At 58.9% G+C, this 15,098-nt stretch carries 12 protein-coding genes; 6 read left to right on the top strand and 6 right to left on the bottom strand.

Translation table 11 applies throughout. The features are described from left to right. Positions 1 to 799 precede the first annotated feature (799 nt). Positions 800 to 922, top strand: coding sequence for a hypothetical protein (locus HUG10_RS22010; RefSeq protein WP_281375716.1), 123 nt, complete (start codon positions 800 to 802; stop codon positions 920 to 922). A gap of 343 nt (positions 923 to 1,265) precedes the next feature. Here the strand turns inward: HUG10_RS22010 and HUG10_RS07540 are convergent, their stop codons facing one another. From HUG10_RS07540 to HUG10_RS07550, 3 genes are all read right to left on the bottom strand, one after another. Further along, the gene (locus HUG10_RS07540; protein WP_179168984.1) at positions 1,266 to 2,567 is read right to left on the bottom strand and encodes a hypothetical protein; all 1,302 of its coding nucleotides are present in this window, start codon (positions 2,565 to 2,567) and stop codon (positions 1,266 to 1,268) included. 1,255 nt (positions 2,568 to 3,822) lie between these two features. Then, a complete protein-coding gene (locus HUG10_RS07545; protein WP_179168985.1) occupies positions 3,823 to 4,233 on the bottom strand; it encodes a HalOD1 output domain-containing protein in 411 nt (136 codons plus the stop codon). 86 nt (positions 4,234 to 4,319) lie between these two features. Continuing rightward, positions 4,320 to 4,964 (bottom strand): helix-turn-helix domain-containing protein, encoded by a 645-nt coding sequence (locus HUG10_RS07550; protein WP_179168986.1) that lies wholly within the window; start codon positions 4,962 to 4,964, stop codon positions 4,320 to 4,322. Positions 4,965 to 5,277: 313 nt separating this feature from the next. Between HUG10_RS07550 and HUG10_RS07555 the strand changes: the two genes are divergently transcribed. Continuing rightward, the gene (locus HUG10_RS07555) at positions 5,278 to 6,561 is read left to right on the top strand and encodes a PQQ-binding-like beta-propeller repeat protein (protein ID WP_179168987.1); all 1,284 of its coding nucleotides are present in this window, start codon (positions 5,278 to 5,280) and stop codon (positions 6,559 to 6,561) included. A gap of 50 nt (positions 6,562 to 6,611) precedes the next feature. After that, positions 6,612 to 7,784 carry a PQQ-like beta-propeller repeat protein gene (locus HUG10_RS07560; protein ID WP_179168988.1) on the top strand — a complete coding sequence of 391 codons (1,173 nt, stop codon included), beginning with the start codon at positions 6,612 to 6,614 and terminating at the stop codon, positions 7,782 to 7,784. 395 nt (positions 7,785 to 8,179) lie between these two features. On the opposite strand, the gene HUG10_RS07565 is transcribed toward HUG10_RS07560, so the two are convergent. Then, positions 8,180 to 8,722 (bottom strand): hypothetical protein, encoded by a 543-nt coding sequence (locus HUG10_RS07565; RefSeq protein WP_179168989.1) that lies wholly within the window; start codon positions 8,720 to 8,722, stop codon positions 8,180 to 8,182. A 161-nt stretch (positions 8,723 to 8,883) separates the two neighbouring features. Next, entirely contained in the window at positions 8,884 to 9,216 is a 333-nt protein-coding gene (locus HUG10_RS07570) for a hypothetical protein (protein WP_179168990.1), read from the bottom strand. Positions 9,217 to 9,357: 141 nt separating this feature from the next. Between HUG10_RS07570 and HUG10_RS07575 the strand changes: the two genes are divergently transcribed. Beyond that, positions 9,358 to 10,044, top strand: a complete 687-nt coding sequence (locus HUG10_RS07575; RefSeq protein WP_179168991.1) for a potassium channel family protein — start codon at positions 9,358 to 9,360, stop codon at positions 10,042 to 10,044. Positions 10,045 to 10,281: 237 nt separating this feature from the next. Here the strand turns inward: HUG10_RS07575 and HUG10_RS07580 are convergent, their stop codons facing one another. After that, entirely contained in the window at positions 10,282 to 11,622 is a 1,341-nt protein-coding gene (locus HUG10_RS07580; RefSeq protein WP_179171023.1) for a right-handed parallel beta-helix repeat-containing protein, read from the bottom strand. A gap of 495 nt (positions 11,623 to 12,117) precedes the next feature. Here HUG10_RS07580 and HUG10_RS07585 point away from each other — a divergent pair, with 495 nt between their 5' ends. Further along, positions 12,118 to 13,287, top strand: coding sequence for a mandelate racemase/muconate lactonizing enzyme family protein (locus HUG10_RS07585; protein WP_218780659.1), 1,170 nt, complete (start codon positions 12,118 to 12,120; stop codon positions 13,285 to 13,287). Between the two features lie 666 nt (positions 13,288 to 13,953). Next, positions 13,954 to 15,009 (top strand): hypothetical protein, encoded by a 1,056-nt coding sequence (locus tag HUG10_RS07590; RefSeq protein WP_179168993.1) that lies wholly within the window; start codon positions 13,954 to 13,956, stop codon positions 15,007 to 15,009. Positions 15,010 to 15,098: the final 89 nt, after the last annotated feature.

Here is a 15,098-nt window from a genome sequence, read left to right on the forward strand (position 1 = left end):
GAATCGTAATCAGGGCGTCCGGCACGTGATGGAACATCGAGGAGTGAGTGCGCTACTAATAGGTGAAGCAGGTACCGGAGCGACTAGTGAGCCCGCTGGGATCCGCCAAAAGCGGCCTGCTGAATACAACAGGTGAATATTGAGCCAGCTGCGTAGAGGAACCTGCGAACCGATCAGCGATATCGACGGTACAGCGTCAAAACCGATCCTCCAGCACCAATGGCGATACAGAGTATCGATAGAAAGGTGGTGATCTGCACGGAGGGATCCTCACACTCGACGGCTACCCCCGGATCATCGTCATACTCTGCATGACACTGTTGAATCTGGTGTTGATTCCAGATTCCAGTACCTCCCCCAATCAGGACCAACCCGAGCAGGGAAACCAACAGGACATTCCGATGTAATATCGAATCTGCCATGAATAGTAGTAAATTACAGGGTAAACGTATCTTGTGCGTTGACCGGTTTTAAGCACGCCACCAACACGCAATAAATCCTTCAGCTATACTGAGCGATACATTCATCCGGCACATCGGTCCGCTCCATGCCCGATACGCGCTCGCTATTCAGCAACGCTCAATTGATCTGTCGAGCAGCGAAAACCAACCGCCTGCTGCATACAGAGGATGTACGCAGTAGACGGCCGGCGTTCGTTTCAGTCCCCCAGCGACGAAACAGCCGCTAAGTGAGCCTGCGTATTTACCACTCGACATGATGCGTGGCTACATGTCTTGTTACTCAGTGGGGATCCAACGAGAGGGCGAAGGGATTAACAGCTTGTCCCACTTATAAACCCGTGAGCATGGTGTCGACTGATGAGGAATCCGTCTGTGAAATCTGTGGAGATTCATTCGACTCAGAAGAAGAACTCAAAGAACACATCTATGCAGTCCACGAAATTGGGGACGAAGATGCCTGACTACGTCACAAAGTTAACGCTCTGACTTAGCAACTGAATTACTGTAAGAGGACCTGCTGAATATGCGCTGTACCGACCGATTTAGGCACTCTAATCTGAACATCGAACGTGCGAGATATGCGCAGTATATTCAGCAGGCTGTTCTTGGCAGATTCCAGAGATCTTGATATTCGCTCCGGTAACTTCTTCACCTGTACTTAGCGTCACATTCTCCCGGCACATCGGCCTGCCCTCGTGCCCGATATGCGCTCTGTATTCAGCAGCCGGTCAGCGAATTTCTCAACAGCTGTCAGTAGCGAATTGCAAGATATAGAGGATTAATTGCCCCGAATGTGAGAGGCGATCATGACGGGGTCTCCGCTTCGTGCCACCGCTGAATGTGCTCAGCGTGGGTATCGAGGTACGCATCGGCTTTGAAATGCGCGTCGTAGTACTCCATGTCAATATGGTGTGCCTGAACACAACCGGGCAGCACCATCGTCGGTACCGTGCCTGGGAACTTCCCGTATTTGTCGTAGACATACTGGGCGATCTCACCGAGGCACTCGACTGTCTCGTCGTCGTACGGTTCGACCGAGCGCTTCACCGCCTCGCTGTCCTTCCACGGGCCAGATGTCGACGGGTCGTAGGTGCCGCCCGGGCCGAACTTCCGCTCGACGAGTTCGTCGATCGCCGCGTGCATGTCCGAGTAGTACGGGGGACACAGGCCCTCGTACCGGTCATCGAGGCCCACGGGGTTTGGTGCGATCCAGTCCTCATCGTCGACGAACCGAAACCCGAGTCCTTCGAGATCGTCGTGCATCGGAGAGCCAAACAGGCTCAGCTCGTTAATCCCGGCGAAGTACAATCCGCCCAGTCCCATCGCCTGCATCGTGAGCACCATGTTGTGTGCCATGAAGGCCAACTCGGCACAGTTCTGTTCCAAGGTGGCGCGTTCGAGGAAGGACAGCGGGAACGCCTTCTCGGCGTCCAACAACCCCGATTCGATGTACTGCCCGAGGTCGCCGGCCGGTTCACCGATCTCGTCATCCATGATCACGTAGCCGTTCTCGACGAAAAGACAGAGGAGCGCCAACATCTCTTCGCTGGCGTCGCCGACGGGCATGAACAGCGTCGACCCCGGCGTGTTGGTCCACCAGTGGTTCGGTTCGAGGATGTGGCCGGACTCGGCGGGGATGTCCACCCGCTCGTCGGCGAGTTTCTCAGTGTGCGATTTGGTCAAAGCCATAATGCGTTCGGCGTCGTCTTCAAGGTCCATTGCCTCGCGGAGCCGGCTCGGTTCGACACTCCGGGTGTTCGTCAGGTATGTGCCGTCGTCGTCGGAATAGAACAGGACCGGTGTCCCGATCCCGGCCGCCGTCGGTGCCGTTCGACCGGTCAACCGGACCGAGAAGTCGGTGAGCTCTTCCGGCCGATGCGGGCCGAACGGGATCCCGTAGTGCCATCCACTCACCCCGGTCCCGGCAGCGACAAGGACCGATTGCTCGAGGTCGGATAACGGAAGCGGATCAGCGTCCGATTCGAACGCCAGCGGCCCCGAGGGGATCGACAAGCCACGACCGAACCGACGAGATCGTCGCCCGAAAATGGCCTGAATCAGCGGATACTCGAACAATTCTGTAAGGGTTCGTGTGGTGTCAGGCATGGAGCCTCCTCGATGTGTTTCCGGATGTCGATTGTAGTGAGAGCACTTGCAGGTCTGGCGATGTTCGGTCTGCCATGGGTTGGTTGACCCCATTCTACTACAGAAACCAGTCACATAACACCATCTTGTGAAATATCTGCAGGAGTTGAACAGAATGCACTATCTGACCACCGTGACAGTATATTACGCGTCGATCCTTTGGGGAAGAGTCCACTATGCAGCACTGGCCCCCAATATTTAGCACACTCTCGGCGATCTACTCAACATCTGTCTATAGGTGCGTGCTGACTACAGAGGATGTATGCAGTAGACGGTCGTCGTTCGTTTCAGCCTCACAGAGGCGAAACAGTCGCTATGAAGAACCTACTTATTCTGCAGATGGCGGTCGCGGACGCAGTTCATCTCTGGGTGAAAAGGGGTAGCCTTCGATGGAGAGTTCCTCTATATGTTCCTCGCCTATAGAATATGTTACCGTGTACGAGTGCGAGGTTGGCTGAATAAGTCGGTAAACGTCCTCAATCTCTCCCCGGCAATGGAGTTGGATACGGAACTCATCGGTGGCTGTCTGATTAACCGAGATTTCCGTGCAGTCTGCACGTATGTCATCCCCATCATCAATCGTGTATCCCCGTGAGCCAAGTAGGTCGTTGTAGAGGCGAGTTTGTTCATAGTCAATAAGATATGCAGTCGCCGTAGTACGATTGAGAGTCGCTGGTCTGTCAGGGGCAAACGGGTTTTGTTCACTCTGTATTGTCGGACTGTATGGTGAATCCGCTACCAGTACTGTACTCACCCCAAGTACACCTGCAATGATGAGAACGGCAGTGAGTCGTCGCATGTAACCACTTCTACCGAGGATACTCTGATAATTGTAAGGAAGCCACAAAGAGGGGTTTGTCCTATTGGTACCGGTATCGAGCTTGTAGTCATCAAAAGGCGATTGCGAAGTATGACCCCTGTACTTAGCGATATATTCACCCGGCACATCGGCCAGCCCTCGTGCACGAGACGCGCCCTATATGCAGCATGCTCTTGCCGATCTACTCGATTCCTGCCAAAAGGAACGTGCTGACTACAGATGATTCAGCGTTCACTCCGCACTGAGCACATCAAAATCGGTGCTCCCACATTCCGGACAACTCTCGATATACGGTACCACAGCGCCGTTTTTTTCGCGACCAATCCGGTTTGTCGCACAATCGGCACAGGAGAGGGTATGCGGGACCAAGATTACCAGCAGCCACGCGAACTGTTATCAGTCATCTGTAGGTGGCAGTGGCGGGTTGGCCTGCAGGGGTTTAACCTTGAGACCCCCGTAACTGCTTGCAGTGACTTCGTACCCGTGATATTCGAACGTGATGTGCAAATCACCGACAGCGTCTCTTCGTTGAGTGACGAGCGAATTGAGAGCATCTGTGTCCACGGTTGCGTTGAGTGAATTCATATCAAGCGGGTCCGTGTCAGAAGCGGCTGCAACCGCGCTTACGACCGCTGAACTCGGAGACCCTACGTCGTGACTGTAGATCGCTCGGTAGGCGCTTTCATCTTCGTGATATTCGAATGATTTGAAGTCAAAAAGACTCTGCTCAAGGGAGGGTGAAGGAGGCTGTGCTGATGGTGTGGAGTTCGATATATTGCTCATGGATCGAGGATCTTCGTCGGTCATCGTCACTCTGACTGTAATCGCTTGACGTGGGTTACTATGGCTATTTCATATACAATGGAGTATTTAAGCAGAAACGGCGCGCTGATTTATGAGTGTGACTCGATGAGTGCTTGTTCGATGAGTCGTCGATTCCCCCGTCGCAGGCGAGCGCCGAGTGCTTGCTGTGAAATCCCGAGGTCATCAGCGATCTCTGCCAGGGTCGTGTCTCGTGGTGAATTGTAGTACCCGCGGTCATATGCGAGAATCATAGCTTCGCGTTGCCCATCGGTCAGGCCTTGCATCTCATCCAACGGGCGGAGTGCATGAAGTTCCGTTAACCTGACCGGGACGCCATGGTCGTGACAGTATTCCCGGAACTCCGCAATCGCCTCTCGTTTTTCGCCGCGAAGTTCGAACGTCCATTCTTCTGCCGTCCCGATTGCCGTCAGTAGCACGATTTCAGGCGCGATGAGGGCATCAAGTACGCTATCGTATTCCGGGACCCACTCGCACCGCATCAAGTACTCTCTGTTGACCTGATCGACAGTCCGAATATCTCGTACGCCAGGGTGCTCAGAGAACTGCTCTACGATCGCATCGGTCTCCACTCCGCGGACCCAAAAGTAGGGAACTACACCGTTTGCATCCGGAATAACCCGTTCAAGTTGCACGGTCACGTCTGGTAACTTGGCGAAAATGGTTCCCAACGGAAATTCGTCGGCTGAGAGCATGAATTCGGCGACGGTAGCCATGCAATCGGATAGGTGTTGCGTGGCTATGAACGCGTTCTTCGGTTGAGATTGATCGTCGTAATAACTCGGTACCGGTGATTTCGAATGAGCGTATCTTCGGTGCGGCCTTACGGCCGATACGCGCTGTGTATGCAGCACGCTCTCGACGATCTACTCAACATCTGTCAACAGGGGCGTGCTGACTATAGAGGGTGGATTCAGCAACTCGTCGCCCTTTATCATGCGCTCGAAGATCTGAATAGAGCTATAGGAAGAGCGTGCAGATATATCAGTTAGTGAGAATTCATTTATCACTCGGAGAAGTGCTCCGGGCATGAAACGACGCGCCCTCCTTACCGCAGTCGCCACTAGCGGAGCCATGGCCGTTGCTGGCTGTAGTATGGCAAGCCGTTCCTGTGGGCCTCCCAAGGAAACGTTCAAACAGCCTCGCGACCGCTGGCCAACGGCCGGGTACGGCCCAACGAATACTGCCCACGCCTCTGGCGGGCCGTCGAACGGGGAGATACAGTGGCAGACCGACCGCGAGGCTGGCGAGGGGCCACGGCTGAACGGGGTGTTCAGTGAGCCCATCGTCGACGACGGCGCGGTGTACGTCACATTACGACATCTCGACCCGTACGAGCTGGAGTATCCTGGCTACCTCGTCGCGCTTGACGACGAAACTGGCGAACTACAGTGGCGGGTCGAACTCCCTTCCCTGGCAGGCGGGGATCCGGCACTCGCGGGTGACACCATCTTCATCGGCGGCGAAGGGGGCCAGCTCCACGCTATCTCGACCGCTGGCGAACAACGCTGGACACAGGAGCTCGGTGCGGCGGTCCGGACCCCAACCGTCATCGGCGGGCAGGTCTACGTCCTCGACGCGTCGGCGACCGTGCACGGCTTCACCCTCGACGGGGAACGATGTTGGGAGTACGACCAGTCCGACTTCTTGGGCAGTCTGCTCGGTGGTGGTTCGTTTGCGGTCGACAGTGCCCCGGCCATCGACGGCTCGCGCGTGTATGTGACGGTGCAGGAGGACCCCGACCGTGAACGAATCGGCCACGTATTGGCGTTCGACCAGGAGGGGAACGAAGAATGGAGATACAGCTTCCCCACCGGATACGAGGCGCCGAACACGCCCGCTGTCGTCAACGGAACCGTTCTGGTGACCGGGGGCGACCAAATTCTCGCTCTCGACTCGAGGACGGGTGAGCTGCGCTGGCGATTCGTCGTCGGCCACGACCACACCGGGGCGCCTGCGACCGATGGGGAGCGAGTGTACATCGGCGCGAAGAACTTGTATGCACTCGACATCGAAGATGGCAGCGAGCACTGGCGCGTCGTCAACCACGGCGTCGGTGGCTCCCCCGGCTGGGCAAGGAGCATCCCCTTTATCGCACGCCCCGCGGTGACCGATGACGCCGTCTACCTCCGAGCGGGCGCGTTCGACCCCCACGATGGTAGCCGACTGTGGGGCGATCTCGCCGAAGAAGCGGTGATGGGGTCGAACTATGCGACGAGGTCCTACGGTCGGCGCTCGATTGCGCCGCTCTCGGTGACCGCGGATGCGCTGTATCTCTCCCATCAGATCGAGGGGGTGACGAAGGTCGCATGAACCGTCGTCAATATCTCCAGAAGATCGGTGCTGTCGGTGGGGTCGGGTCGATGGTCGGACTCGCGGGCTGTGGTCAACTCTTGGGTGACGATTCGGACGAGTCGAACATGGGTCGTACAGAAGCGTGCGGGACGTACGAGCCGACGGTCAGCGGCTCGTCCGGCTGGCGGACGGTTGGCGGCGACCCCGCTGGGACGGGCGTTGTCCCGGCGACTGGGGCACCCGAGGCGCCGCTGTCGCTCGATTGGACGTTTACACTCGGAGGGATGGCTGGGGCGGTGCGGCCCGTCGCCACGGCAGACCGGGTCTACGCGCACGAGATGGACTCGATGCTGTACGCGGTCGACGCTGGGACCGGCGAGGAGGTGTGGGGAAAACGCGTGGACGCGCCTCGGGGGTCATCAGCCATCGGAGACGACGTGGTCGTCACTCTCGCGGAGTCCACGGTCCTCGGGCTGAACCCTGAGACGGGCAAGACGAGGTGGACCGGTCCCGACAGCCACGTCGGCCTGTTCCAGGGCAGTCCTGTCATCATCGACGAGACGGTCTACGTCCCGACAGAACTCTCGTTGCTCGCGCTCAACCTCGCCGACGGGTCGATAAGGTGGCAGCACACGACAGGCGAGGAGACAGTCGCGACACCGGCTATCATCGGCGATACGATCTACTACGGTGATTACGACACTTACGTCTACGCGCTCGATGCGGCGACAGGCGAGGAACGATGGCGCGTCAAAACGAACGCGCACATCGACTGTAACGTTGCCATTGCGGACGGCACTGTCTTCGCCGGCAGCGACGAGGGGGTACTCCACGCGCTCGACGCGGGCACCGGCGACCACCGATGGACGTACGACCTCCAGTCCATACCGAAGGTCATCGCGAGTGATGGGGCCCACGCGTACGTCGGGGCGGGTGCGACGCTCCACGCACTCGAGGTCGTGACCGGTGCACACTGCTGGTCGACGGAAAACGAGGATAGCTACGTCACTGGCATAGCTATCAGTGACGGTCGGGTGTACGCCCCGCTCGAAAGAATTGGGTCTGAGAACGGCGGACTCCCGGGTGTGCTCGACGCCGCGACCGGCGAAGCGCTCGCAGAGACGCACGGGCAGTTCGAATCGTCCTGGGCGCGGTTCAATCGGGGCCCAGCTGTTGTCGACGGCGCGGTCTACGCGTCCGGGGTTGACGAGGGTGGTATCACTCTGGCTCGATTCAGCTGAGCTGTTCAGTGTTCGCGGTACCCTTCTGGAACAGGGCGTGCTCCCGAGTGTTGTGATTGGCTTCGGTGGCTGGGGCGACTGTGACGCGTTCCCAAGCATTACATTGGCGAGTTCTCTCGGGGTGATTCGCCGTAGCGATTCACCTCCAGCTCAATGAGCTTCGAATGCAAATTAGAAGCTGTTGTGGCGAACGAGTCTTTGCATCTATCACTCCCGCTCCTCGTCAGACGCTGCCTGGCATTTTCCCGATATGCGCCCTGTATTCAGCACAACCGCCGAAACCTATTCAGACCTTGTCAAAAGCTCCGTGCTGCATAGAGAGAGTGTATGCAGTAGTCGGCAGTCGTTCGTTCCAAGCCATCAGATACGAAACAACCGCGAAGTGGGTCTGCGAACTAAACACTACTCACCGTAACGTCTCCACCTTGCTCGTGGTCGACGACTCTCGCCCGACGTGGGTTTTCGTCATTGACCTCGAAGCGAACGAATAGCGTCTCACGGTTCTCAGCCGCGGCGCCACCCTCGGTCGTGCCAATCGCAATGGACGCTTCGAGCTGCTCGCCCACGTCGATACGTATCGATTCGGCGTCCAAATATCGAGCGCCGCTCGAATGCCGTGCTTGGAGTGCGAGAATCCGCTCCGTTTCGAACGGTGTTTCATCCAGGAAGGCGAGGAGGTGGTCACCATCGTTCTCGCGAAGAAACGCCCGATTGACGTTGGAATCAGATGCGGACCCGATGACCGCGACGTGATATCGTGACTCCGAATGGGAGGTAAGACCACCGGCGAGTGGACTCTCCTCTTGCCATCCGAATTCGACCATCGTCTCCGAATCGTACGCTTCGTCTGGGACACGATTCTCGTCCGGCGAGGTGAGACACCCCGATAATAGAAGGGTCGAGGGACCAACCGCGACGAGGAGACGACGACGGTTCATACGCGAACACTCTCCGCTATTTGTAAATGCTTTCTCTGCACTTATCGCTCCGTCAGTCGGTTTCAGGGAGGGCCACTTCCGAGAATAGGTTATTCTCGGCAAATCCTCTGTAAGGGTCCCGTCACCTGCAGCGGTTACACATGAGACTCGTACCGACCGCGTTAGCCCTGAATCGGCCCCAAATACGTCCAGTGGAGTCTCGTTTCGCCCTCGGGGGTGAGCTCCTCTGTGACGAGGTAGAGTACGGGGACGTCCTGGTCGTCCTCGAGGGGTTCGTGCCGCAGGACCTTGGCGACCCCCTCCCCCTCCTCAATCTGGACGATTTCCTGGTGACTGTCCTTATCGATCTGGTCCGAGATGGCCGGATGTACCTCCTGGAGCCGGCGCTGGGTGAAGTCGATCAGCGACCGAAGTTGCTGTTCGTCCAGGGTCCGAACAGCCGCGAGCAAGTCGTCTGGCAGGTGGTCAGTTCCATTGGACCCCTCGTCGTCCATACCATCTCTTGGAAACTCGACTACTTAGGTTCACCTACTGAATTCTGCAACGCACAATCAGTAGTTCTTCAATTTCGTACTGAGTAACTCAGCCACCTATTCGATGCACTTTACTCAATGCCCACAAATTGGCTGAGATGAATGTATATCATCATCGTCGGGGCCGGTGATATCGGAACCCCTCTCATCGATGTCGCCACTCGATTCGGCAACGAGGTCGTTGTCATCGAACGTGAACGGAAGAAAGCCGACCAGATCGCGGATGAGTACGACTGTTTGGTCCTCAACGCCGACGCAACAATCAAGAAGACGCTCGAAGACGCGGGCGCCGAGCAGGCCGACGCCATCATCTCCACGACCGACCAGGACGCGACCAACATCATGATCTGCCTGCTGTCGAAGGAGCTGGAGATTCCCGCCATCCTCTCGGTGGTTCACAGTCCCGAGCACATGGGGCTGTTCCGCCAGATCGGTGTCAACACGATGGAGAACCCCCAGCAACTCATCGCCGAGTACCTCTATCGAGCGGTCGCTCGCCCTGCCATCGTGGACTACCTGCGCATCGGCGAGGAGGCGGAAGTGTTCGAAATCGACGTCACGGCGGGAGCACCGATCGCCGGCAAGACGCTCAACGAAGCTGCCAATGAGGGAATCATTCCGGACGACGTCCTGATCGTCGCTATCGAGCGCGAGGGAGACGACCCACCCATCACCCCGCGTGGAGATTCGCTCATCAAACCCGATGACCTCTTGACGGTGTACTCGGGATTCGGGGCGGATCCGGAGCTCACCGACGTGTTCGGCCACTATGAAGACCGAGTTGACTGAGTGGGGAGACCAATGCACTGCACCACTCTCTGTAGGACACGGGGATACTTCCGAGAATCACAAACTCTCGGAAGGCCTTTTTCTTGATTCGACTGGTCACATCCTCGTCCGGATTCACTCAAGAGATTGTAGCCTAATCGACTGTCCAGGAAACCTGCGAGTCGAAGACTAATAGCAGAGGTCCGTGACGACCCGAAAAATAACGAAGATGATGATTCGCTTCGGTACTCTCCTGGCTTACGAGTCGGTCTCGTTGGCCGGGGAATCCTCCAGGTGGGGGTCGAAGTGGACACCTTCAGAGACGGGCATGCCGCTCCCGTTCGCGGGTTCGCCCGTGACTGGGTCCGTGACGTTCTCCCCGTCGTGACTGGAGGGGCCGTCGCTCGCGCCCCAGTAGTTGTTCGTGGCGTTCACCATGTCGTCGTCGTGGTTCAGGATACCATAGTGGATCTCCCCCTGGTAGCTCGACGGCATGGGATCGAAGACGTTCCCGTGCGCCGTGACGACCACGCCGGGGTCGGGGCAGAGCTTCGATTCGGCGACCACGATGTGCCGGAATCCATCCATCGAGTTGTTCTCGATCGAGATCGGTCCAGTCGCACTGGCGACGTAGACGCCGTTGAATCCGTTCAGGGAGTTGTTCTCGATTACATGCTCCTCGCCGCTGATACGGAGCGCGCCGCCCGACGCTCCCTCGGGCTCACCGCCGCTGAGACTATTGTTCCGGAACGTGTGGTTGACCCCTTCGGCGGTGGCGGCCCATCCGGTCATCCGATCCACGTGGTTGTCGGCGACCGTGTGATTCGAGCCCGAGAGGACGATTCCGTCGTGACCGAGCGTGATCGAGTTCTCGATTACTGTGTTGTCGCTTCCGCTGACCGTGATGGCTTCATCGGGCCGCCCTTCGATCGTGTTGTTCGAGATGGTGTTCTCCGAACCACTGAGACGGAGCGTCCACCCCGAGCCTCGGATGACGTTGTCTCTAATCTCAGAGTCGTTCACCCCCGATGCGCTGAGCCCCTCATATGCGGTGATCGTATTGTTCACGACGCTCAGGTGCTCTGAGTTGTCGATCGCGACCGCAGACGAGATCGTCCCCTCGAACGTGCTGTCGCGGATTTCGATGTGACGTGACTGACTGACGTGGAGGCTGGTGATTTCCGGATCGAGACTCGAGACGTTCACGATCTGACCGGTGGTTACGGCTTCGAACTTGATGTTGGGCTCGTTACCGCGAACGGTGAGGTTCGCGATAGTGACGTTCTCGACCGGGTGGGCGGCAGTTGTCACGATTCCAGGCGCCTCCGTGTCGTTTCCATCGAGCGTGTGACCGTTCCCATCGAGCGTGACGTCACTCGCTCGAATCTCGATACACGGACCCGCGTCTCCCTCCGGCCGGACAATGTCCTGGGTCAACGCGTAGTGACCCGGAGAGTCGATCACCGTACAGGCGGTGATCTCCGTCGGTGCTGTGTTCTCCGTTTGCTGTGCCATCTCGGACGCCGCCACCGTCCCGCCAGCGAACAGTGAGACGACCATGATCGCAGTCAATGCGATCGCATTCAGTTTGCGGGGCATCGACTCGCGAATAGACCGACTATCATTTCCTTATACATGTGATAAATACAGGCAAAACCTCTGAGTCGGGACTCGACGTCTACGCCAAACGAATCATCGAACCTCCCTCGATTCCGTCATCGAGGCGGTGAGAACCCGGCCGTCCTCGTCGAGTACACCGAACCTTCACTTCCGGCTCCGTTTTCGATGGGTACGTGTCCTCCGACGTCAGAACGAACGGAGGTACGTGATTCACCTGTACTTAGCGATACGTTCACCAAGTACATCGGCCCGCCCCCGTGCCCGATACGCGCGCTGTATTCAGCAACGGCGGATTGATCTGTCGAGCAGCAGGAACCAACCACCTGCTGCATACAGCGAATGTATTCAGCGAGTGGCAACTCCAGTCCAACGGTGAACGACCTCCAAGAAAACCCAGCTGTCTCTCCCACCGATAGTACCAATCGGATTAACCGAGCAGAGTTGTTATGGTACCACATACCATAGATGCGTGCCATGGGTACAATCCAGTCCGTCGAGACCCGGCACTGCGATGCAGGATGGCGCAACTACCACTTCCTCCGCATCACTACTGACGAAGGCGTCGTCGGCTGGAGCGAGTACGACGAGAACCTCGGAGCCACCGGCATCACCACGGTCATCGATGACATGGCCGAGACGCTGATCGGTGAGCCCGTGGACGCCATCGAGCGCATCCGCGCGCGTCTCGTCGCCCAGGCCCGCCAGTCCCTGACCGGCGTGATGGCGATGGCCATCGGTGCTATCGAGAACGCCCTGCTCGACGCGAAGGCGAAGGAACTCGGCGTTCCCTGCGTCGACCTGCTGGGCGGGGCCGTCCGCGAGGAGATCCCGGTGTACTGGTCGCACTGTGGCACCTATCGAATCACCCGGTCGGAGTGGTACGACCCTGTGCGCACCCTGGAGGACGTGACCGCCCTTGGCGAGGAGGTGCGCGAAAGCCAGTTCACGGCCCTGAAGACGAACATCTTCGACTTCAGCGGCGACGAGCCGACAGGGTGGGCACCGGGCTTCGGCCGCCCGTTCCACCCGTCTCTGACGATCGAAGCCGACCAACTGGAGGCCCAGCGGCAGTACCTCGAAGCGCTCCGAGAGGGGGCGGGCCCGGAAGTGGACGTTCTCCTCGATCTGAACTACAACATGAAGCCGGAAGGGTACATCCGCCTCCTGCAGGAACTCGCCGATTTCGACCTGTTCTGGGTCGAGATCGACTCGCCCAACGCGAAGGCGCTGGCGGACGTTCGGCGCGCGAGCCCTCACCCCATCAGCTCCTGTGAAGCGCTGGTCCCACACGAGGCGTTCGTACCCTACCTGCACGAACAGGCGATGGACGTGGTCATCATCGACGCGCTCTGGAACGGCATCCAACAGACCACGAAAATCGCGGCCATGGCGGACGCACATCAGCTACACGTCGCGCCGCACAACTACTACGGCCACTTGTCCACGTTCATGAACGCGCACTGGGCGGCCGCCGTGCCCAACCTGCGCATCATGGAGACAGACATCGACCGGCTCCCCTGGGACGACGAGCTGTTCACCGCCACCCCGGAATACCGCGACGGGAACCTGCAGCTGCCCGACGGTCCCGGCTGGGGCTGTGAACCGGACGAGGCGGCGCTCGACGAGCACCCCCCAAGCTCCTGAGACGGCGGTGGAGGCAGGTCGGGCTCTCGGGGTGGTCGAGTCGCCTGAGTCGGCGCACACGCGAGGGGAAGGCGTGGCGGTCAGCGCCCAGATCCCGTGATCGCCTCGACCCGGAACTCCTCGCCGGTGCTCATCCCTGCGGTCTTGTCGGCGGCGAGGAACGCGACAGCCTCGGCAACGTCGACCGGGACGACGCTGGCTCCGCGGTCGGCGAACAGCCGTGTAGTTGCGCGTCCGAACCCCGAGCCGGTGCCGGTGACGGCAACCGTCTTGCCGACGAGTGATGTACCAGACCACGCGCTGGATTCGGCGTTACGGTTGCGTGTTGATCACGTCCGAACGTGCGCATCCAGATCAGTACTGGACGCAGTGCGAGGCTCGTCTGGCTTGGCCTCCCTAACTCGTTCCGTTTCTGTTTCGCGGAGGAGGCGTGCTGAGTATGCGCCCTGTTCCAGCACGCTCTCGATGATCTACTCAACTTCTGTCAAAAGGAGTGTGCTAACTACAGAGGGAGTCGGCGGCATCACGCTAACGGGAGGTGTCTCAGACGTTGTCTGGACAGCCATCCGTAGAGACTTCACCCACGATCGCACCACCGAATGGTGGGTAAGTCCAATTTTCAGTCTTCCGAGGAACTTTGAGACGAACTTGCGAACCCTGCGTCCAATGCGTCCTCTCGATCTATTCCGTGGCTCCACAGAGCGCAAGAAGGCGAGTGGTGTTCAGAGCGCCACGGCCAAGAAGCGGCGACATCGCCAGCTCACCCGCCGAGACGTGCTAGGCGGGACCGGAACTGCAGTGGCCATCACCCTCGCCGGGTGTACGGGCCTCCGAGGAACCAGCGGCGCCGCTCAAGGCGGGGCCGAGCTCCCGCCCGCCACGCTCGGAATGGAGACCGTTGCCGATCCTGAGCTGCCGGCAAGGGTCCTCTATTCGATCGGTACCGAAGACGATCCTGATCGACGGGTCGATCTGATGGACGAAATTCTCGACGGCGGAACGACGGTCGAACGCAGAACCCCACCAGTCCCGAAAGCCCAGCACATCTACTACGATGACGCGGTCTACGTGCTCTCCCACGAGATCAGCGAGCAGACTCCGGCCACGAGCTACCAGATCCGGGTAGACATCGTCCAGGGGACGGTAGTCGAATCGGAGGCTGTCCAGTTCTCCGATCTCCCGGCCGTCGACAGGGAGAAGTTTGCCGCCTACGGGTGGGACGAAGGCGGTAGTTTCGGGTTCGGGACAGCCATCCTCTACACCCACACCGAACGTGAGCAATCAGCCCTCGTCCCGGAGTCGAAGTACTCGTACATCGTCTGGGAGGACGGCTCGGAGGCAGCATGGTTCGTCGACGACTCCCACGAAACGACGCTACACACCTACGAGTATTCAGCCGAGCAGTACTCGACCGCCGCCGAATACGGACAGCGGATGCGTGACCAGCTGGCGTTCCAGTTGGAGGCGCTCTCGGATGCTGAGGCAGACATCGTCCAGACGGCCATTGACGAGGAGCAGTACGCCGTCAACCACGACCAGACGCCCACGCAGGCGTTCTGGTCGCTGGCTGATCGGTTCCGACCACAGGAACAGGCACACGGTCTCGACGAGGATGGCGGGGGCGACCTGAGCGGGCCGTACCTCGTCCGATACGACGGTGAGGTCTACTGGACGGTGCTGCTGGTCAACGTCGAGCGGACAGAGACACAAACCGCTGAGTGATCGCTTCGACACGACCGTGGTGCTTACCGGCGGTGAGCAGTCGTCTTATGCTGGATTCACCGCTCTGTCGAGGGGCCCGCTTCCCCAGT

The organism is Halorarum halophilum (assembly GCF_013401515.1).
GTDB classification, from domain to species: domain Archaea; phylum Halobacteriota; class Halobacteria; order Halobacteriales; family Haloferacaceae; genus Halorarum; species Halorarum halophilum.